Raw genomic sequence first — 23324 nt, 5'->3', positions numbered from 1 at the left:
CAGAACTCACGCTGCTAAAGGCAATTTTTCAAACAAAAAACAAAAAAACCTAGTTTTTATTAATGCTGTATTGTGACTCGGTCACGCTTGCAAAAACAGTTTGCAAGTCAGCAATTAAATCTTCTATATCTTCCAATCCAACAGAAAGTCGAACCAGATCTTTTGAAACTCCCGTTTCTAATTGTTCGGCATCAGACAATTGCTGATGCGTTGTACTTGCCGGATGAATGATTAATGACTTTGTATCACCAATGTTGGCCAGAAGCGAGAAAAGTTTGGTTTCATCTACCACTTTTTTGGCTGCTTCAAAACCTCCTTTTAATCCAAAGGTAACGACACCACTTTGCCCTTTTGGCAAGTACTGCTGTGACAGGTCATAATATTTATTGGTTTTTAAGCCCGGATAGTTCACCCAGGCTACTTCTTCCTGTTTTTCTAGCCAGGAAGCCAAAGCCAAAGCATTTTCGCTATGTTTTTGAATTCGAATTGGTAAAGTCTCTAGTCCCTGAATGATCTGAAAAGCATTAAACGGACTCAAAGCTGCTCCAAAATCACGTAATCCTTCGATTCTTGCTTTAGCAATGAAAGCTGCATTTCCTAAAGCTTCATGATACACTAAGCCATGATAACCCGGTGAAGGCTCTGTGAACTCAGGAAATTTACCATTCGCCCAGTCAAAAGTTCCGGCGTCGATAATGGCTCCTCCTAATGAGGTTCCGTTTCCTGAAATATATTTGGTAAGGGAGTGAATGACAATATCTGCTCCGTATTCAATTGGATTTAATAAATAAGGAGTAGCTACTGTATTGTCTACAATAAAAGGAACTTTAAACTTTTTAGCCTCCACTGCAATCGCTTTCAGATCGAGCACATCTAATTTGGGGTTCCCTAAAGATTCAACAAAAAATGCCCGGGTGTTTTCTTTGGCAGCTTTAGTGAAATTTTCGGGTTTTGAAGGATCTACAAAGGTAGTTGTGATCCCTAAACGCGGTAAAGTTACGCTCAATAAATTATACGTCCCTCCGTACAAACTATTAGAAGCCACAATATGATCTCCTGCTTTTAGCAAAGTCAATAAAGATGTGGAAATTGCAGAGGCTCCTGAGGCTGTAACTACTGCTCCAATTCCGCCTTCAAGCGCTGCAAGACGCTGTTCTAAAACATCGTTTGTAGGGTTATTTAATCGGGTGTAAATAAATCCGGCTTCGGCAAGACCAAACAATTTGGCTGCGTGATCTGAATTGTTAAAAACATACGAGGATGTCTGATAAATTGGAACTGCTCTGGTTCCTGCATTTTTAGTAACGTCGTGTCCTGCGTGTAGTGCGTTTGTGGCAAATTTTTGTGTGCTCATGATTTCTTAGTTTTAGATATTGTTAATAGCTTTTGGTTTATTATTAATTTTTTAAGTCGTTTTTCATCTCATATAAAAAGATCTTCTTCTTCGTGTAAATACATTTGAAAAAGCAGGGAGTTTGATTCACTCGAATACAGCTCTCCTTTTATTTTAACTGCATTTGCTTTTTTGTTTTTAAGTATACCTACAAATCGTTTAAAATCTGTTTTCAATCGGTATACAATCTCTCTTAATATAATATGTAGTGTTTTCATGATATTCGTTTTAGTTTCAGAATTAAAAAAAGCCCTTTCGGATGGCGACCAAAAGGGCTTATAGTTCTAACTATAACAAAGATTCACTCTTTCACTTTTGGTAATAGCAATTTGGGATGCACATTTGCATCATCTCACAACACATCATCATACTATTTGCTATTGTTTTCATTTTTATTTGATTTAAAATTAATGTATTTTTTAATTCGACTAATTCTATAGAGTAAATGTAATAAGTATTTTCTTAACTACCAAATTAAATATCAATATTTAATGTAAAATTTTTATTACTCCTTGTAAATACAGGTCTTACGCTAGAAAAAACAGCCTCAGACATCACGTATTAAACGGATTAACGCAGGTTTTTATTTCCTTGTTCAGCTTACTACCGAAGCTACGCGCCATAGAATCATCCGTATCTGTTAAAAAAATTAGCCACAAATCAAAGAATAAAACAAAACTGTGTTAATCCGTTTAATCAATATAATCTGTGGCCAATCTCAATTGTTACATTTTAGAATTTGAAACTTAAACGTGCAAAACCAAATCTTCCGTTTAATCCAAATTGTGATACTGCTCTGGAATAAGCAAACTGATTGGCGTTGCTTAAATCTGTACTTGGCGCAGGCGATAAGGTTGGCGTTGTATTGGTAAAGGCTGGTGTTGCAGGATTATTTCGGTCCGGATAAACATCTCCTATATTATTAAACCCAACGGTGAATCTGAATTTCTCATTAATTTGATATCCAAAAGACAAATCGGTAACCAATTTAGCGCTGTATTCAGGATGTTCGTAAACAGAAGATGATCCGTCTAAATTTACATCCGTTGCTCCTGGGTCTGTCACTGCTCCGAAATAACTGTTTCTTAAATAAATGTCCAGTTTTTTAATACTAAAGGTAGTCATCAAATTGGCTTTCAATTTTGGAATAGCTTCTTCTAAATAAATTCGGCTTGACTCCGGAAAGAATGAATACTTAAAAGGCTCTCCACCTGCATTGATGATCGATTGAGGAACATTTAATTCTCCTACTCTTTTGGTGGTATTGTAGCTCAACGCAAAATCATTTCTGATCGTGAAATCCGGAATAACATTGTATTTATGTGAAATTACAACATCAATACCTTTTGTTTCAGAGTTGATTCCGTTGGTCCAGAACGAAGCTCTTTCCACACCTTTTAAATCAAACGCCTGTTGAAATAAAGTTAAGGCATCTTTTTGTTCCGGAGATGTTGCTGCATTGATCTGTGCATCTGTTGGTCTTGCATACTGCCCGGTTAATACCACTCTGTCGTCGATTCTGGTAAAATAAGCATCTGTTGCAATGGTAATGTTTGCTTCAGGAATCTTGAAAGTAAACCCTGTACTGATACTTTTTGATTTCTCCGGTTTTAAATTTTCAACCCCAATACTTTTGGCAGCCTGTGAATCATTTGTAAAATATCCAACCTGATAAGGTGAACCGTTTATGAACTGAGTTGAACTGCTTTCAAAATATTTCTGCTGTAAGGAAGGTGCTCTAAAACCTGTTTGTCCTGAAATCCTCCAGTTGATATTGTCTGTTAATTTCAAAAGAGACGCCAGTTTAAAGGTAACGGTACTTCCAAAATCAGAATAGTTCTCGTAACGCGCTGCTCCGTTTAGAAGCCAGTTTTCTGTTGCATTTAATTCTAAATCTACATAAGCCGCACCACTTTTTCTATCTTTAATTTTAGCATCTGAAGGCTGAAACCCTGAGAATCCTTGTGCTCCGGCTCCACGCTTATTCCCGAAAAAGTCGGTTACGATTAAAGGTGAATTGCTTGGTAAAATTCCAGGAACCAAATTTCCGTTGGTATCGTACAATCCGTAAGAAGCTTCTTCTCCCTGTTGAATCTGATAATTTTCATATCTGAATTCTCCACCAAAGGCAACATTCAATCCGTTTAAAACATCGTATTTTTTACTTAAATCCAGATTGGTTGTACTTTGCAAAAACGAAACTTTACCAGCATAAAAACTCGACGCCGAATTGGTTCCCAAAGTAGCATTAATAGTATTGTTCACATCATATTTAAAAGAGTTTGTTCCGAGGTTTGTACTGATATCGGTGTCAAAACCGAATAATTCTGTCGTAGCTCCAACTGCCGCAGAAGCATCTAAGATCGAAGATTCTATTTCCGGTAAAAATCCATTTTGATATACCTGTGTAAAAGTTCCTGAACCGTTTGGAAGTCTGTTAAAAGCATACGATCTACCATTTCTATAAGACAAACCTCCAAATGAATACAATGAAGTCGTTTCAGTTAACGGATACTTTGTATTGTAATATAATTGTCCAGATGCTAATTCAGACTGACCTACACTCATATTATAGTCACTTCTTTCCTGTCCTCTGTACGCCAATTCATTATTGGTTACATCAAAATTCAAAGCGGTTTGCATTTGGGCAATAGTACCAGCCGAAGCGATAGCATTTTGCTGTACCGGTGTAAAGTAGCCCACCTGTGGTGCATACTGTTTCAGCGAACTCAAAATTTGTGCTGAATTTGAGGTGTTGTTAATATTACTGAAAAATGAATTAATGTTCACACCGTCCTGAGCTGCTCTGTTCTCGACAGCATTGTAAGCGTTAAAAATAGCATTACTTCTAATTCCTGCGCGGCTTGTTGCCTGTCTGGTCACAGCACTACCGGTAACATTAAGAAAACTCCCTGCTTTACCTAAAGAAGTTCCGTAATTTAAATCAACTTGCAGATTCTGACCATCAGCTCCTCCTTTAAAATTATTGGATCCCGACGATAAATTAGTACCATACTGTATACCTCCTGAAAGATAATTAGCATTCTTTTTCAATACGATATTAATAACTCCTGCAATAGCGTCCGAACCGTACTGAGCCGCTGCACCGTCACGCAAAACCTCGATTCTTTCAATAGCAAATGAAGGTATGGCATTTAAATCGGTTCCTACAGATCCTCTTCCCGGCGAACCGTTAATGTTGACTAATGAACTTGTATGTCTTCGTTTTCCGTTTACCAAAATCAAAACCTGATCCGGTCCTAAACCTCTTAACTGTGCAGGATCAACGTGATCTGTCGCATCTGCTGTAGAAGTTGCGTTACTCGTAAAAGAAGGTGCCACATAATTTAAAATTTGAGTTACGCTGGTTTGCGGCGCTCCTTTTGTTATTTCCGAAATATTAAAAACATCAACCGGTACTGGCACATCTGTTTTTACTCTGTTTTTACTGCGCGACCCTACAATGGTCACTTCAGTCAATTCATTATTCTTTAAGCTGTCCTGTTCTTTTTTATTCTCCTGTGCATAAATGCCTGAAAAGGTCAAAAGACTCAAAGCTAATACTACATTCTTTTTCATTACTTTTTTCTGGTTTTATATTGTTTTCTGACTTAAAAAGTGATTTACAATCCGGATTCTTTTTGGAACAAAAAAACCCCTGCGAGCGGCAGAGGTTCTATATGTATATTTCTTAAAAAAAACTACAACAGTGTCTCTGCGGAAGGCTCCGGCATCATACATGACATATTGCAAATCGTTAATTTCATCTTTTGTTTTATTTTGATGGGGCAAATTTGCGAACTATTTTTTAATCGACCAAACAAAAACCAAAATAATTTCTATTACCCTATCAAAATAGTATGATATGTTAAATTTCTGCTTCTAAAATCAAAAAAATGAAAAGTTTAATTTGCAAATCAAAATGGTTTTATACCTTTGCACGCGAATACAGAGGAAAAATTTGAACTGATTGCAACCTCTTCATAATGAAACGGTTCGTTATGGGTACTGAAACATTAATTTCGGTAGTAAAAAAATGCTAAAGCAGAAATTCTCCTTTAGCCCTTTTTAGCAATTATTTTTTCTCGCTTAATTTTAATTTAATACATTATTATGGCTTATTTATTTACGTCAGAATCTGTTAGTGAAGGGCATCCAGACAAAGTTGCAGATCAAATTTCGGATGCATTAATTGATAATTTTTTGGCATTTGATGCTGACTCAAAAGTAGCTTGTGAAACTCTGGTTACTACAGGTCAGGTAATTTTAGCTGGTGAAGTAAAATCGAATACTTATCTTGATGTGCAGCAAATTGCCCGCGAAGTAATCCGTAAAATTGGATATACTAAAAGCGAATATATGTTTGAGGCAAATTCTTGCGGGATTCTTTCAGCAATTCATGAGCAATCAGCAGATATTAATCAAGGGGTTGACAGAGCTAAGCCGGAAGAGCAAGGTGCCGGAGACCAGGGAATGATGTTTGGTTATGCAACTAACGAAACTGAAAACTTCATGCCATTGGCACTTGACCTGTCTCATAAATTATTACAGGAGTTAGCTATTTTAAGACGTGAAAATAAAGAAATCACTTATTTACGTCCTGATGCAAAATCACAGGTAACTTTAGAGTACAGTGACGATAATAAACCAACTCGTATTGATGCAATTGTAATCTCAACTCAACACGACGATTTTGATGAAGAAGCGGCAATGCTTGCTAAAATCAAAAAAGATATTATCGAAATTTTGATTCCAAGAATCATTGCTAAAAACCCTGCTCACGCGCATTTATTCAACGATAAGATCAACTACCATATCAATCCAACTGGGAAATTCGTTATTGGAGGACCTCACGGAGATACCGGTTTAACAGGAAGAAAAATTATTGTGGATACTTACGGTGGAAAAGGTGCTCACGGTGGTGGTGCATTCTCAGGAAAAGATCCAAGTAAAGTAGACAGAAGTGCGGCTTATGCAACACGTCATATCGCTAAAAACTTAGTAGCAGCAGGTATTGCTGATGAGATTTTAGTACAGGTTTCTTACGCAATTGGAGTTGCTGAGCCAATGGGTATTTTTATTGATACTTACGGAACTTCTAAAGTAAACTTAACTAACGGTGAAATCGCTAAAAAAGTAGAAGCTATCTTCGATATGCGTCCTTACTTTATCGAGCAGCGTTTGAAATTGAGAAACCCTATTTACAGTGAAACTGCTGCTTACGGACACATGGGACGTAAACCGGAAACTGTAACTAAAACTTTCTCTGCTCCTGGTGGAAACGAAAAAACAGTTACTGTTGAATTGTTTACTTGGGAAAAACTTGATTTCGTTGACCAGGTAAAAGCTGCTTTCGGATTATAGATCTTAGATTATTAGACTAAATAGATTATTAGACTAGCTTGAATTTTTAGATTGTCAGACAATAACTATTTATTCTTAAATATAAAAAAAACCGATTTCTAAAAATAGAAATCGGTTTTTTTATGTTTTAATAGCTGACAACCTGCATCATTCGACAAAATCAACATTTCATCTCAACACAGATGACGCAGATTTACTTCGTAAAAACGCGGATAAAAACGGATTTAATATTTGAAAACTATCGAATTTAGTTGACAATAAAAAAAGGCTTTCTGAAATTTCAGAAAGCCTTTTTTTGTTATGCCTATTTCCGGATTGGACTATGATACAAATTGTATAACCATGTTTTTAAATTACTTCCTAGAAAAAAACAGCAGAAAAATCCGTTTTTATCCGCGTTTTCGCAATAGCGAATCCGCGTCATCCGCGTCTAAAATTCAACGCAAACCACTATTTCCTATCGTTCTAATTGTACGTTGGGCAATGTTTTAGGACGCCCTGCATCATTCGATAAAATCCAGCCTGTGCGATACATCCATTCGGTCATTTTGTGCAATTTTACAAAGTCAATGTTTTCAGACTCATCCATTGGTGTATGGTACTGACTGTGCAAAACACTGGTATAAAAAACAGAAGGAATTCCTCTTCTGGCATAAGGTAAGTGGTCGGAACGGAAATAAAAATACTCCGGATGTTCCGGTCTGTCCCAAAGTTTGTCCAGATCAAATTTAGGCCCTTCATCGTTTGCTTTTTTGGCAATTGCGACTAAATCTGAAGAATTTTCATGAGGAGAACTGGAACCTAAAAGAGCCGCCTGATTGACGTTGTTTCTTCCGATCATATCTCCGTTTAAAACGGCAACAATATCTTTTTCAGGAACTGTAGTGTGCGAAGCATACCATCTTGAACCTAATAAACCTCGCTCTTCTGAACCATGAAACACAAATAAGGAAGTTCTTTTTCCAGGTTGCTTTTTATAAGCTCTTGCAATGGCCAGCATCGCCACACAGGTACTGGCATTATCATCGGCTCCGTTGTAAATAGAGTCCTGTCCGTATTTTTGTCTTACACCATCATGATCCTGATGTCCGCTAAAAAGAACATATTCGTTTTTCAGTTTAGGATCTGTTCCTTCAATTTTACCTACAACATTCACCGAAGGATATTTATAAGTTTCTGAAATCACTTCAGTTGATAAAAGATCTTTGGTATTTTTTAGATATTCTAACTGATCATTGTGAACCCAAAAAACTGGCATTGTAGCACCAATTTTATCTCGAAAACCTTCAATTCCGTAAATTCCTCTTGTCATTTGTGGTTCCACCTGAGACCAGCTTTGTTCTGCTAACTCATCGGCAACCATAATCAGAGCTGTTGCACCCTTTTTTACCACAAGATCATAATATTTGTTTCGAACCAAACCCGGGTAACGTCTGTCGAATAACGAAATATCATCTGCTATTCCTTCTTTGGAGGCTAATAATACAACTGCCTTTCCTTTGACATCCGCTTTTTCAATTGCTTCTTTTGTGGCTGCACCTAAATAAACCAATGGAGCATCTACTTTAATGTTGGTCGTTTCTGCTACCAGAACATCTTTCCACAGTTTATATTCTTTTTGTCCAATTTTAAATTTTGTATTGGGTGTCACCTGATGCCTGTACAAATCAAAAAACTGAAAATAAGTTCCATCATCACCTGCCGGAGTCATTCCGGCTTCTTTAGCTTTATTGGCGAGCCACATCGATACTTTTAATTCATCTAAGGTTCCTGCCTCACGACCGTTAAAATGATCTCCGGCCATCTGGTACATATCGGTTTTTAAATCTTTATCTGTAATTGCTGAAACTAAAGGTTTCTTAACTGCCTGCGAAAAAACTACTCCTCCGTAAGCAATCAAAACGAGCATCATTTTATTTTTCATACGTTTAAATTTAGTATTCCAAACTTAGTGATTTAAAGAGAATAAAAAGCGGCTCAGGCTCTTAAACATTACCGAAATGCAAAATCGGCAAAATGGCAGTATTCTTTTTTTAGCATTACTATTTTTATTTGTTTATCTCTTACATTTTACCTTCCTTAGTACAAAATACCTGATAAAAAAATGAGTAAACTTCCATCGTTACAGAACGTCCTGAACGCAACACTGAAAACCGTTCTTCGGTTTCCTTTAGAAATACTAACCGCCATTCTAGGAACTGTCTTTGCTATAATTCTTAGCGAAGGAAATTACAACAGTCCCAACAAAGAATTCTATGAAAAAGCTTTAATGAGTTGCTCTTTGAGTCTCGTTTTATTTCTCTCTGTCAGTTTGTTTTTTTTGGCTTCGAAAAAAAGTAATCTCCTGCGTTTTGCCATTAGTATTGGCTTAGGAAGTCTTGTTTTTCTCTTTGTCAATACTTTTCACAAGTACACTACAGATGTCGAAATACAGCAGTTTATGGTTCTGAATATTGTATTTCATTTATTGGTTTCGTTTGCAGGGTTCCTGCCCAGAACTTACAATCAGGATGAGTTTTGGGAATTTAACAAACAGCTTTTCCTGAGAATTTTAACGTCAGGTTTGTACAGTATTGTGCTTTATTCCGGTCTGGCATTGGCTATTTTAGCGATTGACAAACTTTTTAATATTGACTTTTACGATCGTATTTACATGCATGTCTTTTTTGTGATTGCCGGGGTTTTTAATACCACTTTCTTTTTAAGCGGTGTTCCGGATACTAACAATAGTCAGACGCCTCTGGTTCTGAATTACCCGAAAGGACTTAAAAACTTCACTCAATTTGTGTTGCTGCCATTAATCAGTCTTTATCTGGTGATTTTAATCTGTTATGAAGCAAAAATTCTGCTGACATTTTCACTTCCAGTCGGCTGGGTCTCCTATCTCGTTTTAGTGTTTGCTATTTTCGGAATCTTGTCTTTTTTATTGGTTCACCCAATTGCTGCCGAAACGGCTAATCTTTGGATGCGAACTTTTAATCGATGGTTTTATTTTTTATTAATTCCGTTATTAGTATTGCTTTTTTGGGCCATTTTGTACCGAATCAATCTGTATGGTTTTACACATGAACGCTATTATGTACTGTTAATGTCAGTATGGTTATCCCTTGTTGTGGGGTATTTTCTCATTCAAAAGCATCCTAAAATAAAGTTCATTCCGATAAGTTTATGTCTCGCAGGCTTGTTTTCTATAGCAGGACCGCAAAGTGCTAATTCGATTTCAAAATACAGTCAGCTGGCCCGTTTTGAAAGTTATGTGCAAAATAAAACCGCTAAAAAACTGAGTTTCGAACAACAACAGGATTTAAGCAGTATTGTTTCATTTTTAGAGCGCAATTATGGGGTTGAAATTATGGTTCCGTATGCCAAAACCAAGCTGGAAGCACTGCTTAAAAAAGAGAAAGATCCAAGCGATTATGAAATCATGGAAGCTTTAGGCTATGAATACCAGTCAGCATACGCCCAGGAAGAAAAAGTCAATGATTCGTTTTACTTTTATTACCAACAAAACGAGGTGCTGAATATTCACGGATATGACTTTTCGGTTGACCTTTCCAGTGACACCCCTTATGAATGTCATGATTGTGTAAAAATTGAGAATAAAAGCTATTCTCTTACCTCTACGGTAGAAGATTACGGATTAAACTTAGAGATTAACAAAGAAAGCATTCCGTTAAAAATTGTTGATTTTATTAATGCAACTCCTGATTTCAAACGTAATCAGGATTATGGCAAAAAAATAACGCAGGAAGTGCAAACTTCAAAATATAAAATTCTGATTACGTACCTCAGCGCCAATGGCAAAATTAAAGACAATAAGAAAACCGTAAATCGTTATATGATAAACGTACTGGTACAAATAAAAAAATAAAAAAATACCCCCAACAGTTCCTGGAAACTGTCGGGGGTATTACTTTACGAAACACTTCTATTTTAATACGTTCCGTTTTGCATTTTTGTTAAAGTCTCTCTGATCTCTGCTGCTGTTTGCTCTTCAATTTCACTGTTCAGATATTTAGCAGCCAAAATTTGCGTCTCGATTGCTTTGTTTTTTTGCCCGTCTTTATAATACAACTGTGCCAGGGTATCCAAATAATAAGGATTGTTCTTTGAAACGGCAAGGCTGTACTCAGACCATCCTATTGCTGATTTTAAAAAATCGGTATTTCCTGGTTTTGATACTACTGTCCACGCTGCCGAATTACAAAGATTAGAGTGGTATTCTTTAAACCAGTTCCAACCATTGAAACCATATTCAGAATCAGTCCCTAATGAACCAAACATCTGATCCAGTCTTTCGATTACATTTCCTTTATCTCCCAGATTTGTATTAAAATAAGCATTGAATTCCTTCAAATAAGCTCCATTAGAACCATCTTTATCAGCTGTTTCAGCTAAATAAGCTAAATAATTCTGATAGGTCTCAAAGTTTCCTTTTCCGGCCGCAATTAGTTTTTTGTAGATCGAGATTGTTTTGTCTTGGTTACCGGCAGCGGAAACTTCATTTGCTGCGATATTCTTGTTTTGCTGTAAAGCTCCCGAAATTTCCTGGTTTAAACTTCCTATACTGTGTTTCTCTCCTTCTTTTTCATTGTATACTAAACGCTCCGCATCAATAGCATCATAATGTTTGATTAAATAATCGATCGAAAGAAAATCAGTATCGTTTAAAACTTTATCTACTTTTGAAATTTGTCTCGAGAATCCCTGATTTTTGATTTCTTTCAAAATTGTCTCTACCAAATACATATTAGGTTTTGTATCTTTTTGATGCAGTTCAATTAATTTTTTCCACGCTTGTGTTGCCTCTTTTATGTCCAGCTTGGTACTGGCATACTTAAAATCTCCCTCATTAGGTTCATTGGTTTGAGCATACGTTACATCATAACTCCCAAAATCATAAGACACTACTGATTTTCGGAATGCGGAAATTAAATCTCCATCCGTTGCCTTTTTATTTTTTAACACTTTACCAAGTGAAGAGAAAGTATCAACGCTTTTTAGTTCTCTCGCAAAATCCGAATAAACATCAAAAAGTGCTTCTTTTTCCGACAATGTAGATTTTGCACTTGCTAAAACGTCCCCATTCTCATTTAAGACAATCAAACTTTTATCATCCGTAATTTTAACTGACTTCAGCCATTTTTTATCATTGGCATTGGCCAGATAAAAATTAAAAGAATCATTTTCTGCGTCATAAGCAGTAGCCATATGAACGCCCAAAAGAGATTCCTGTTTTTCAATAAAAGCATCAAAATCCTTTTTTGCAGAAGGGTTTTTAGTGTCAACTGCCACAACCAGGAATTTAGTTTTATCGGCTGCAGTTGCCGCGAGAGCACTTTTAAGATTATCTTGAATTTTGAATTTAAAATCATAAATTTCAGGAACATATGCAGAATCAACAACTGCAGTAGCGGCAGAATCAACTGTCATTTCAAAATCTGCGTCCACCACAGGATCTTTCCCCGGATAAGTCCAGTTAGGAATGTTCAGACTCTCCATAGGGGTAACTTTTACTTCTTTGGCTTCCGGCTTCTGTTCTTTTTCATTTACAAAAGTCAGCGGGTTCTTCCCTCCCTTATCTGAAATTCGGAGTTGATTGGTCTTCTTATCCCAAAGACCGGAAATTTTTAAATCCCCCTCAGTAAGCGAATTGTATTTAATGGTTACTTCAGCAACATCCTTTGGCAGTGCATACTTATAAAGTTTGGTTTCGGTATCATAACCTTCTAAAGCTAAATATAAAAAATCACATTTATCAATATCAAATGCTGTATCAAGATCTTTCCACTCCGGATCTGTTTCAATCTTGATATCGGAAAGCTTTTTATACTGAATTGCTTCACTTCCTTTTTGTGTTCCTACATAAAAGGGATAAAAAGAAGGATCTACAAACTTTATTTTAATTTTTTTTGCCTTTTTATCCGTTATAAAGGAAAGATCAAAACCTTCTTCAACACTCTTATTTTGAGAAAATAGTAATGAATCCCCCTTTACATTGTAATCACCGAAATACAATATAAATTCGTACTTACCATTCTCTAATAAATTTAATTTAACTTTTTGCCCTCTGTTCGTCGAAAGATAGGTCCCTTTTTCAACACTTTTTGTTTGAGAAAAAGAAGAAAAAACGAAACAAAAAAACATTAAAAAACTCCATGTAAAATTACGCATGTTTAAAATTTTGGTTGTTAATATCGCGCGCAAAGATACCGTATTGTAATTGAAATCGAGTACTAAAAATATAACATTTGTACTTAAAATACTATAAATTATATTTCATTGAAAAGATGATGTAACGAGGCTGTACCGTGTATTGTGAAACCCTTGTGGAAAACTGTGAGAAGCTGTCATCATTGAGGTACTTTGTATTTAAGAGGTTCGTCGCTGCGATTTTATACTCCCATTTGCTGTCCTTTTTTTGATAAATTAAACTGGCACTCAAAAAATCATACTCGTTGTCCACCGTTTTATCACCGTTATAATAATGGTAAAATTCATATTCCGAAACAAACGAAAAGCTTTTCAGAAAGTAATAATCCAATCGGGCAAAAGGCTTATCGGTATAAAACGTTGAACCGCTGTATTTATTAATTAATGCATTGTATCCAAATTCTATATTGGGAAAGTTTTTATAATTTGTTGAAGCTCTTACAGTATAACTTTGACTAAAACTCTCCGTTGTAGCCAGAATATTGTTCTGAATATTATTGAATTTTGACCAATTGAAAGTTGCATTGGCAGAAGCTTTATAATTTTTAAGGAAAGAACGTCCGTAATTCCCCATTCCGGTAAAAGTTTCATCGGCCAGGTTCGAGTTATATGGTGATGAAGACTGGTTTATCCCTTCAAAATTTGCTTTTGTTTTGATGGCATCTACTTTTTTAGTGTAAGTCGCATTGGCAAAAATATTCTCGAAATTGAACATATTGTATTTGAAATAACGCAAAGAGTGTACCTGCGATGTTGCATTCTCCAGATAACGGTTTCCTCTGAACAAACTGCTGTAATCGGACAAAACGTAGCCCGAAGCCAACTGATTGATATCGGTGAAATCGTTAGATAAAGAGAAATTATAGGTAAGTGTTTCTGATTTTTTAATTTGATACAAGGCAAAAAAATCAGGCAGTACTTTCATAAAGTTTTGCGAATAGTCGGTTCCTGATTGCGCGTTTTTCATGTTGTAAGTATGCACACTGACTCCAGGGGTCAATGTAAATTTACCTGCCAGGATTTTATAATGAAATCCCAAAAATGCATCATTAAAATTGTACTGTACCTGATTGTTATTCGTCGGATCATTCAGATCATTTTTAGTTCCATTGTCCAAAATCTGAAAAATATGGGAATTAAAATCCTGATACGAAAATGTATTTCCCAGCGTAATATTGATGTTGCTTTTTGGCGTCACCATATAATAGTAATCCAGTTTAGCATCGACTTTATTGGTTTTTACAAACCGCTCCTGGTTCAGGTCGTTTCTGTTTTGTCCGGAAATATAACCTGCCAGATCAAAAGGCTGTGTGCGTAAATTGGCATTGTAAAACGGATTTTCATCCTGATACAAATGCTGCATTTCGAAAGCAAAGATGTTTTTGTCGCTCTGAGTGTAATACAAACTCAAATCCTGATTTACCGAAGTTGGATCCTGTCTTTTATTGGTTAAAATGGTTTCCAAAGCCGAAATGTTACCCACAACCGATTCGCGCAGCAAATTGCCATCTTCATTTTGTTTGGATAATTTGGTTAAGATATCGTAATCAAACTGAAATTTTTCGTTGGGTTTATAAGTCGAACTCAGTTTAAAAAGTCCCAAATTATTTTTTTGATGTGTTAATTCGTCCCTTTTTTGTTCGTTTCCGGAATCTAAAATAGTCGTTTTCGATTTGGTTTCGAGATCAGTATTCGAAGTAGATAATATTCCAAAACCGCTGATGTTCCATTTTTTTGTAATGGTATAAGCAAAGTTTGTTGCCCCAAATTTCGTTTCAATTTCTTTAGCGCGATTGTTTCTCAAAATCGAAATTCCCAAATCATTAGACGAAACATTAAAGTTACTCCCTCCTTTTTTCATCATATTTTTAAATCCTCCTGTGAACTTAAAATAATCCTGTGCTGTGAGTGGTAATTCTCCAATATTATTAAAATTAGTAATCAGATTAATGCTGTATTCCGGACTGTAGTAAAACAATTTCGGGTTGATGATATAACGACTGTCAAGTTCTGCGACGCCAATTCCGGTGGTCACATCGCCAAACCAGAAGTTCTTTTTACCTTCCTTAAGTTTGATATTCATCGCCACATTGTCCTGATCGTTTTCCAGACCTTTTAATGCCTTGACTTCATTGTAATTTCTCAGAACCTGAATTTTATCAATAGCATCCGCCGGAATATTTTTAACCCCAAGTTTCGTGTCCCCATCAAAAAAGTCTTTTCCTTCGACCATTAACTTACTGACCTTTTTGCCTTCTACTTCAATCTCTCCATCGGCATTTACCTCAACACCCGGCAGTTTTTTCAATACATCTTCCAGCTTTTTTTCGGTTCCGGATTTAAAAGAATCCGCATTGTAAACGATGGTATCGCCTTTAATCGACACCGGCATTTCACGAACAATCTCAACACCTTCTAATTCAATTCCGGCATCGTCCATAACAATATTCTGGGCGATGTTAGCCGTTTGAGTTGAAATCGCAATTTCTTTTGATTTCATCCCAAGGTAACTTATCTTGATGGAATAAGAAGTATTGGGCTTCAATGTCAGCTGAAACTTCCCTTTGTCATTGGTAATTCCATACGAATCCATGGCTTTTGTAGCTGTGTTAACCGCCATCACATTGGCCATTTCCAATGGATTCTTTTTTTCGTCCTGAATAAAACCATCAAAACGTACGGTTTGGGCAACACAAAGAGACGTCATTAATAAAATAACGAAGACAAGTATATTTTTCATTGGAAAAAACTAAAGGTGATGTGCTATAAATTAACGTCTTATCAATACAGGGCCGCCGCCAGGACCGCCTTCGCGACCGCGGTTCATTTCTCTCAATTCCTCCATTTTTTTAATGACCGTTTCGTCATAGTCCTTCTGCGAGATCACTTTCCCTTTTTTTGAAGGTTTGATTTCAATTTTATCTTTTGCATTCAATACTATTTTAGAACATAGAATAGTGGTTCTTCCATCATTTACTTCAAGTATTAAACCCGGTAATCCCCAATAATTCTCAGGCCCTTGATTTACAGGAATCTCCGGCGAATACCATGCAGTTATAATAATCTCTTTGGGCATTTCGAAATTATCCGCAAAATTGGTCTTTGTTTCTCCGGAAGCCTTCCCGCTATCGTCTTTTTTCTCCTCTTTATTTTTAGGTCTGAGGTTCCTGAAATCTGTTTTGCTGGCTTCTTTTACTGCTGTGGCTTTGTAGCAGGTATAACCTCCAATCTGTTTCGTTTCAGATTCCATTTTCCAGTTTAGCTTCGGCAGGGAATCTATTACCAGAAATTCTTTCCCCATAAACTCCTTATCTACCGTATAGGTTTTGGCTTTAACATCTTTGTAAAAAGTTCCTCCGCCACCCATAAACGAATTCACCATAACCCGCATTGCGCCACCTTGTTGCCCTGGAGTTTCCAATTTTTCTTCTTCCTTATAAATAGAAGTCGATTTATCAAAATTCAGGACAAATGTTTTTTCGAGCATTTTCTTCATTCGCTCTTCCATGTTCTTTTGCATTTCGGGTGTAATTTCACGATTCGCACGTATTTCTCCCATTTTTGGAGCCTGTGTTTTCGATTCGTAAACGGCCATTCCCTGAAAATCCTTCTGAGCCTGCATCTGTGTGATTACAAGCATCAATGACATATAATAGATTGCTTTTTTCATTGTTTTATCTTTAAAAGTGAATTTGGTCTAATAAACTTATACTCAAATGTATTGTTTATTTTAAAATACAGAAAATGAAATAGATCAACTCCCTTAAGATATAGACAAAATCAATTATTTATCAGACCATTACAATTTCAAAAATGGCAAAATCTAAATATCAGCGTTTTGCGCCATTTCTACTGTAGTTTTTTGTAATTTGGCTCTTAGAAACGTAAACATCATGAACAGAGCGACACATCCTTTTCTTTTATCCTTTCTTTTTGTGATCTGTTCTTTCCCAACGATGTTTTCGCAAAACCTCAAAATAAAAGCAGTCTCAGTCTCTCATTTTGCTAATAATATCGATCAGTTCTTAGGCTATGATTCGTTTGGATACTATTATCAGATCAAGAATAATGTCTTCTCCAAAATCAAAGAAAAAGAGGTTTTCGAATATAAAAATATTTCTCTTGGAACGATCACGAAAGTCGATTTACAGAATCCTCTTAAAATAGTTTTGTTTTACGAAGACTTCAATACAATAGTTTTACTCGACAATCAACTGAATAAAATTACTGAAATTAATTTTTCGTTTAGCAACACCCCAATTATCGTTTCGGCAATTGGAATGTCAGCACAAAATCAATTATGGATTTACAATTCTTTAAATCAGCAAATTGGTCTTTTTGATTATCTGAATAATGAATATAAAACGGTTTCTACACCATTAACAGAACCTATAAAATATTACCTGACCGATTTCAATACTTTTTATTGGATTGACAAAAAAAACAATTGGTTCTCGTGTACCATTTTCGGAAAAATAACGGCTTTGGGCAAAATCCCCGATTTTGATGCTGTCGAAATTATTAACCATCATCAATATCTTTTCAGCAAGGCTAATTTGTTGTATTTTAAAGACATTACAAGTCCGGACTCCGATGCATTTTCTGAAATTGAGATTTTAGAAAAATCCTTCGACAAATTCTATTACAAAGACCAAATTTTATCTATTTTTACAGCTAAAGAAATCACAAATTATAAAATCGTAACACCGTAATGCACATAGCGATAGCAGGAAATATAGGAGCCGGAAAAACTACTTTAACTAAATTGTTGGCGAAACATTTTAAATGGGAGCCTCATTATGAAGATGTAGTTGACAATCCGTATTTAGATGATTTTTACCATCAAATGGAGCGTTGGTCGTTCAATCTTCAGATTTATTTTCTAAACAGTCGTTTCCGTCAGATATTACAAATTCGCGAAAGCGGAAAGAAAATTATTCAGGACAGAACCATTTATGAAGATGCCCATATTTTTGCTCCCAACCTGTATTCAATGGGATTGATGACAAGTCGTGACTTCGAAAATTACACTTCTCTTTTTGAATTAATGGAGTCATTAGTAAAAGCTCCTGATTTGTTAATTTACCTGAGAAGTTCTATCCCAAATCTGGTAGGACAGATTCACAAACGTGGACGCGATTACGAAAATTCTATTTCAATTGACTATTTAAGCCGTCTGAACGAAAGATACGAAGCATGGATTCAAACCTATACTAAAGGGAAATTATTGATTATTGATGTTGACAATATTAATTTTGTAGATAATCCGGAAGACTTAGGGAACATCATTAACAGAATTGATGCTGAGCTAAACGGACTGTTCTAAGAAACACAAATTTCACAAATTTACACCAATGAAAATGCCTCTAAATATTTAGAGGCATTTTTGTTTTTTAAGGTTTTGCTGTTTTTTATTCGTAAATAATAACTTACTTTTATTTTGTTTCAAAAAAAAACATTTCCCAAATTGGGAAAAAATATTTATCTTTGCCTAATCAGTTATGAGAATAATAGCCAAAAGAACTTTGCAAAATTTTTGGGAATGTTTCCCAAATGCAAAACAACAGTTGTTATCATGGTATCAAATCTTTGATAAAAATAATTTTGATAATTCGAATGCTATAAAATCAATCTTCGGTTCTGCAGATTTTGTTGGCCATAATAAAGTCGTTTTTAATATTTGTGGAAATCATTATCGCTTAATTGTAAAAATTAATTATGAAACTCAAATTGTCTACATTCTATTTGTAGGTACCCACCATGATTATGACAAACTTGACGATATTAAAAACTTATAAGTAATATGGAAATACGACCTATTAAAACGGAACACGATTATGATCTTGCTTTAGAACGTGTAAATGCTATTTTTGATGCGAAACCCAATACGGATGAAGGTGATGAATTAGATATCTTGGTTACACTCATAGAAAAATACGAACAAATAAATTATCCTATTCCGGAACCTGACCCAATTGAAGCCATTAAATTTATGATGGAACAAAATGGAATTACTGACGCCGATTTAGGAGTTATTTTAAACAGTCGCTCAAGAGTATCCGAAATTTTTAAACGAAAAAGAGCCCTAACCTTAAACCAAATCAGGATTTTGACAGAAGCGCTTCATATTCCAGCTTCAACCTTAATTAAAGAATATGCTTTAAATCCATAAAAAATGCCTCTAAATATTTAGAGGCATTTTTTATGGATTTATATGTTTCGAACCTACGGTTCTTTGTTTTGTGTGTTTATTTTGAAACCGGATTAAAATCCGGTTCTACAAAACAGGTCGAGCCGATGGCTCTTTTTTTCGGGAATACTCATCGAAAAATACGAAGAAATACATTATCCGATTCCCAAACCAATTACACCTAACAAGTTTTAAAAACCTGTTAGGATAAATATACTTATTTCACAGCTTCAATTTTGGCTTTTACTTCGGCTTCTGTTCCTTCAAAAACTTCTGTAGTGGTTTTACCATTTTCGGTTTTGGTTACAGTTCCCACTGTTACACCATTAACCGTAGACAGGTTAACTTCTACTCTTTTTTTACTGTATTTTGTAGTATCAAAACAATCTGTTTTTTGATGAACGTATTTTCCGTTAGCATCATAATGCGCCAGACATTTTGCTGTTTCTTCGGCAGAACATCCTTTTTCTTTACACATTTTAGCACATTCTTCTTTACTCATCTTCGAGAAATCTCCGCATTTAGAATCTCCTCCAAGGTGAATTTCCATTTTTTTACAGCAGGAACCTTTTTCCATCATTCCTGAAGACGAATGTCCTTCTCCTAAAATAGGTGCAATTACCAAACCGATCAAACAAGTCAGTTTAATCAAGATATTCATAGAAGGACCTGAAGTATCTTTAAACGGATCACCAACGGTATCTCCGGTTACTGCTGCTTTGTGTGCATCCGATCCTTTGTACGTCATTTCGCCATTGATTAAAACTCCAGCTTCAAATGATTTTTTCGCATTGTCCCAGGCACCACCGGCATTGTTTTGAAAAACTGCCCAAAGTACTCCGGAAACCGTTACTCCCGCCATATATCCTCCTAACATCTCAGCAATTAACTGATTGTTGTCTGCATAAACCAGTTTGCCTAATAATACAATTGCAATTGGGAAACCAATAGTTAGAATCCCAGGAAGCATCATTTCGCGCAAAGCCGCTTTTGTTGAAATTTCAACACATTTACCATATTCAGGTTTTCCGGTTCCTTCCATAATTCCCGGAATCTCTTTAAACTGTCGACGTACTTCATAAACCATATCCATAGCCGCTTTTCCAACGGAATTCATCGCTAAAGCTGAGAAAACAACCGGAATCATTCCCCCCACAAACAACATGGCTAAAACTGGTGCTTTAAAAATATTAATACCGTCAATTCCGGTAAAAGTTACATAAGCTGCAAATAATGCCAAAGACGTTAAAGCCGCTGAGGCAATAGCAAATCCTTTTCCGGTTGCGGCGGTAGTGTTTCCTACTGAATCTAAAATATCGGTTCTGGTTCGTACTTCTTTTGGTAATTCACTCATTTCAGCTATTCCTCCGGCATTGTCAGAGATTGGGCCAAAAGCATCAATCGCCAATTGCATCGCTGTAGTAGCCATCATTGCAGAAGCCGCTAAAGCAACTCCGTAAAATCCTGCCAAAGCATAAGAAATCCAAATGGCTACTGCAAACAATAAAACGGTTGGAAAAGTCGAAATCATTCCGGTTGCCAAACCCGCAATTACATTTGTTCCGGCGCCTGTTGATGATTTTTGTACAATTGCTAAAACCGGTTTTGTACCTAATCCTGTATAATATTCCGTAACAGATGAAATTGCTCCACCCACTACTAAACCTACCAAAGTGGCATAGAAAACTCGCATAGAAGATATCTGCTGCGATCCTTCTCCGAAGAATTCCATTGTCATTACTTCCGGTAACATGTGCTGTACTAAAAAGAAACAGGCAATTGCTGTAAGAACAATAGAAACCCAGTTTCCTATATTTAATGCTTTTTGCACCTGCGCTTCTTTGGCATTATCATCTGTTATTTTTACCAGTGTAGTTCCGATAATCGAGAATAAAATCCCAAAACCGGCAATTGCCATTGGAAGCAAGATTGGTCCGATTCCGCCAAAAGCATCCTGAATATTGCCTCCCATATCTTTAATCACATAGTTTCCTAAAACCATTGCGGCCAGAACTGTCGCGACATACGAACCAAATAAATCGGCTCCCATACCGGCAACGTCACCTACGTTATCTCCTACGTTATCAGCAATTGTAGCCGGGTTACGAGGATCGTCTTCCGGAATTCCTGCTTCTACTTTACCAACTAAATCGGCACCTACATCGGCAGCTTTGGTGTAAATTCCGCCTCCTACTCTGGCAAACAAAGCAATTGATTCGGCACCAAGTGAAAACCCAGCCAATGTTTCCAGAACAACCGTCATAGTTTCGGTATCTTTCCATACACCTCCCGATAAAATATTAAAAAATATAATAAAGAAACCTGTAAGTCCTAACACGGCTAAACCTGCAACTCCAAGTCCCATTACAGTTCCTCCGCCAAACGAAACTTTTAAAGCCTGCGGTAAACTTGTACGGGCGGCCTGTGTGGTTCTAACATTTGTTTTAGTGGCTATTTTCATACCGATATTACCGGCATAAGCCGAAAATAAGGCCCCAAATATAAAAGCGACTACTATTAATAAATGCGTTTTAACTCCCGGAATAAAAGTAATTCCGGCCAATGCAATACTGGCAATAATTACAAAAATGGTCAATAATTTATATTCTGCTTTTAAAAAGGCGAGGGCTCCCTCGTAAATGTGTTCTGAAATCTCTTTCATCTTTCCGTCGCCCGCATCTTGTTTTAAAACCCAAGCCCTTTTTATTCCCATGAAAAGTAATCCTAAAATTGCCATAACGATTGGCAAATAAATCATAAATGCATTCATAATCTAGTAATGGTTTTTTGGTTAATAGTTAAAAGTCAATAAACTAACTCAAACGAATTTAAACAAAAAAGCAATACTCCTGACGGTAGTATTGCTTTTTTTATAATTGGGCGGCTTATAAATTATTTAATGCTAAATAATCCTTCCGGTTTGTTTTCAATATCATCAAAACGTTTTGTACACTCTGCAATAATAGCATAAGCTTCGTTTACATCTCCCCATCCTTCTACGTCTACTTTTTTGTTTTCAAGATCTTTGTATACCTGGAAGAAGTGCTCGATTTCTTTTACTAAGTGTCCGTTGATATCAGAAAGATCATTTAATGAATTCCAGATTGGGTCAGAAACTGGTACACAAATAATTTTTTCGTCTGGTCCTTTATCATCTGCCATGTGGAAAACACCAATTGGTTTTACTTCCATAACACATCCAGGGAAAGTTGGTTCGTTTACTAAAACCAATACATCAAGAGGGTCACCATCAAGAGCTAAAGTTTCCGGAATAAATCCGTAATCAGCCGGGTACATCATTGAAGAGAATAACATTCTGTCGAAACGCATTCTTTTAATTTCAAAATCGTACTCGTATTTATTTCTGCTTCCTCTTGGTATTTCGATTAACACATCGAAAGTTGTTAGTTTGTCTGCGGTCATTTTTGTTTTTTATTGTTTCTATAATTTCGACTGCAAAAGTAACTAAAGAATCCCTTTTTACAATAAAAAACTGCATTTATCTCCGTACTTTTCTTTTAAAAAACAGGGAGTTAATACGTAATCTTTCTATTTCTTTTGTTTAGATAATAATGCCAAAGTAAATAGGTGGCATAAGACCGATACGGACTCCATTGTTCTGCATGAATTTCCATTTCCTTTTTGTCGTGAATATCCAATAATTCTTTAATAGTGTTGACAACCGCAATATCTCCCAACGGAATCAAATCGGGTTCCTGAAGACAGAACATCAGATAAATATCAATCGTCCAGTTTCCGATTCCTTTCAGTTTAATAAGCTCTTCACGAACTTCTTTTGCCGATTTTGTGGCCAGACTTTCAATGTCCAGTTCTTTACTCAAAACGGCTTCTGCCAATATCTTAATGTATTTCGTCTTTTGACGACTCACTCCTAAATTTCGGAATTCTTCATCTGATAACCCTACCATGTTTTCAGGATTACAGGTCGTATAGGCTTTTATCTTTAAAAACGTAGCTTTTGCTGAATCTATCGAAACCTGCTGCTCTAAAATAAGCAATACCAAAGTCGCAAAACCTTGTGGTCGTTTTGGAATCGGCGGCAATCCGTATTTGTTGATAATTTCCAGAAAAACAGGGTTTCTGACAGATAGAAAATCGATAGCTTCCTGCATAACTTTGTTTTAAGATTACTCAAAATTAAAC

Annotated in this window: 16 protein-coding genes; 6 read left to right on the top strand and 10 right to left on the bottom strand. The window is 36.0% G+C overall.

Translation table 11 applies throughout. From position 1 onward, the window contains the following. Positions 1 to 49: 49 nt before the first annotated feature. From OLM58_RS09665 to OLM58_RS09655, 3 genes are all read right to left on the bottom strand, one after another. Entirely contained in the window at positions 50 to 1354 is a 1305-nt protein-coding gene (locus OLM58_RS09665; RefSeq protein ID WP_264532118.1) for an O-acetylhomoserine aminocarboxypropyltransferase/cysteine synthase family protein, read from the bottom strand. A gap of 68 nt (positions 1355 to 1422) precedes the next feature. Continuing rightward, positions 1423 to 1611 carry a hypothetical protein gene (locus OLM58_RS09660; RefSeq protein WP_264532117.1) on the bottom strand — a complete coding sequence of 63 codons (189 nt, stop codon included), beginning with the start codon at positions 1609 to 1611 and terminating at the stop codon, positions 1423 to 1425. 514 nt (positions 1612 to 2125) lie between these two features. Next, positions 2126 to 4972: a TonB-dependent receptor plug domain-containing protein gene (locus OLM58_RS09655; protein WP_264532116.1), complete on the bottom strand. Its 2847-nt coding sequence runs from the start codon at positions 4970 to 4972 to the stop codon at positions 2126 to 2128. A 534-nt stretch (positions 4973 to 5506) separates the two neighbouring features. Here OLM58_RS09655 and metK point away from each other — a divergent pair. After that, complete coding sequence (metK, locus tag OLM58_RS09650; protein ID WP_070905889.1) at positions 5507 to 6757, top strand: methionine adenosyltransferase; 1251 nt, start codon at positions 5507 to 5509, stop codon at positions 6755 to 6757. A gap of 457 nt (positions 6758 to 7214) precedes the next feature. On the opposite strand, the gene OLM58_RS09645 is transcribed toward metK, so the two are convergent. Continuing rightward, complete coding sequence (locus OLM58_RS09645; protein WP_264532115.1) at positions 7215 to 8681, bottom strand: M28 family metallopeptidase; 1467 nt, start codon at positions 8679 to 8681, stop codon at positions 7215 to 7217. A gap of 180 nt (positions 8682 to 8861) precedes the next feature. Here OLM58_RS09645 and OLM58_RS09640 point away from each other — a divergent pair, with 180 nt between their 5' ends. Beyond that, positions 8862 to 10628, top strand: a complete 1767-nt coding sequence (locus tag OLM58_RS09640) for a DUF4153 domain-containing protein (protein WP_264532114.1) — start codon at positions 8862 to 8864, stop codon at positions 10626 to 10628. A 62-nt stretch (positions 10629 to 10690) separates the two neighbouring features. Here the strand turns inward: OLM58_RS09640 and OLM58_RS09635 are convergent, their stop codons facing one another. The 3 genes from OLM58_RS09635 to OLM58_RS09625 all read right to left on the bottom strand — a co-directional run bounded on the left by OLM58_RS09635 (position 10691) and on the right by OLM58_RS09625 (position 16640). Continuing rightward, complete coding sequence (locus tag OLM58_RS09635; RefSeq protein ID WP_264532113.1) at positions 10691 to 12931, bottom strand: CDC27 family protein; 2241 nt, start codon at positions 12929 to 12931, stop codon at positions 10691 to 10693. 91 nt (positions 12932 to 13022) lie between these two features. Then, positions 13023 to 15710: a carboxypeptidase-like regulatory domain-containing protein gene (locus OLM58_RS09630; protein ID WP_264532112.1), complete on the bottom strand. Its 2688-nt coding sequence runs from the start codon at positions 15708 to 15710 to the stop codon at positions 13023 to 13025. A 30-nt stretch (positions 15711 to 15740) separates the two neighbouring features. Further along, on the bottom strand, positions 15741 to 16640 hold the full coding sequence (locus OLM58_RS09625; RefSeq protein ID WP_264532111.1) for a GLPGLI family protein: 900 nt from the start codon (positions 16638 to 16640) through the stop codon (positions 15741 to 15743). A gap of 223 nt (positions 16641 to 16863) precedes the next feature. Here OLM58_RS09625 and OLM58_RS09620 point away from each other — a divergent pair, with 223 nt between their 5' ends. The 4 genes from OLM58_RS09620 to OLM58_RS09605 all read left to right on the top strand — a co-directional run bounded on the left by OLM58_RS09620 (position 16864) and on the right by OLM58_RS09605 (position 19142). Beyond that, complete coding sequence (locus OLM58_RS09620) at positions 16864 to 17682, top strand: hypothetical protein (protein WP_264532110.1); 819 nt, start codon at positions 16864 to 16866, stop codon at positions 17680 to 17682. Continuing rightward, the gene (locus OLM58_RS09615) at positions 17682 to 18296 is read left to right on the top strand and encodes a deoxynucleoside kinase (RefSeq protein WP_017498354.1); all 615 of its coding nucleotides are present in this window, start codon (positions 17682 to 17684) and stop codon (positions 18294 to 18296) included. Before OLM58_RS09620 ends, OLM58_RS09615 begins: the two co-directional genes overlap by 1 nt. Positions 18297 to 18471: 175 nt before the next feature. Continuing rightward, positions 18472 to 18768: a type II toxin-antitoxin system HigB family toxin gene (locus tag OLM58_RS09610; RefSeq protein ID WP_264532109.1), complete on the top strand. Its 297-nt coding sequence runs from the start codon at positions 18472 to 18474 to the stop codon at positions 18766 to 18768. Between the two features lie 5 nt (positions 18769 to 18773). Then, entirely contained in the window at positions 18774 to 19142 is a 369-nt protein-coding gene (locus OLM58_RS09605) for a helix-turn-helix domain-containing protein (RefSeq protein ID WP_089076841.1), read from the top strand. A 235-nt stretch (positions 19143 to 19377) separates the two neighbouring features. Here OLM58_RS09605 and OLM58_RS09600 read toward each other — a convergent pair whose 3' ends face one another. The 3 genes from OLM58_RS09600 to OLM58_RS09590 all read right to left on the bottom strand — a co-directional run bounded on the left by OLM58_RS09600 (position 19378) and on the right by OLM58_RS09590 (position 23293). Then, positions 19378 to 21930 carry a sodium-translocating pyrophosphatase gene (locus OLM58_RS09600; RefSeq protein ID WP_264532108.1) on the bottom strand — a complete coding sequence of 851 codons (2553 nt, stop codon included), beginning with the start codon at positions 21928 to 21930 and terminating at the stop codon, positions 19378 to 19380. 122 nt (positions 21931 to 22052) lie between these two features. Continuing rightward, positions 22053 to 22583 (bottom strand): inorganic diphosphatase, encoded by a 531-nt coding sequence (locus tag OLM58_RS09595; protein ID WP_017498356.1) that lies wholly within the window; start codon positions 22581 to 22583, stop codon positions 22053 to 22055. 110 nt (positions 22584 to 22693) lie between these two features. Then, positions 22694 to 23293 carry a DNA-3-methyladenine glycosylase family protein gene (locus OLM58_RS09590; protein ID WP_264532107.1) on the bottom strand — a complete coding sequence of 200 codons (600 nt, stop codon included), beginning with the start codon at positions 23291 to 23293 and terminating at the stop codon, positions 22694 to 22696. Between the last annotated feature and the right edge of the window lie 31 nt (positions 23294 to 23324).

The sequence above is a fragment of the Flavobacterium sp. N502540 genome, assembly GCF_025947365.1.
Lineage (GTDB): Bacteria > Bacteroidota > Bacteroidia > Flavobacteriales > Flavobacteriaceae > Flavobacterium.
The sequence above is the reverse complement of the archived record's forward strand: the minus strand, read 5'-3'. Positions and strand labels throughout refer to the sequence as shown.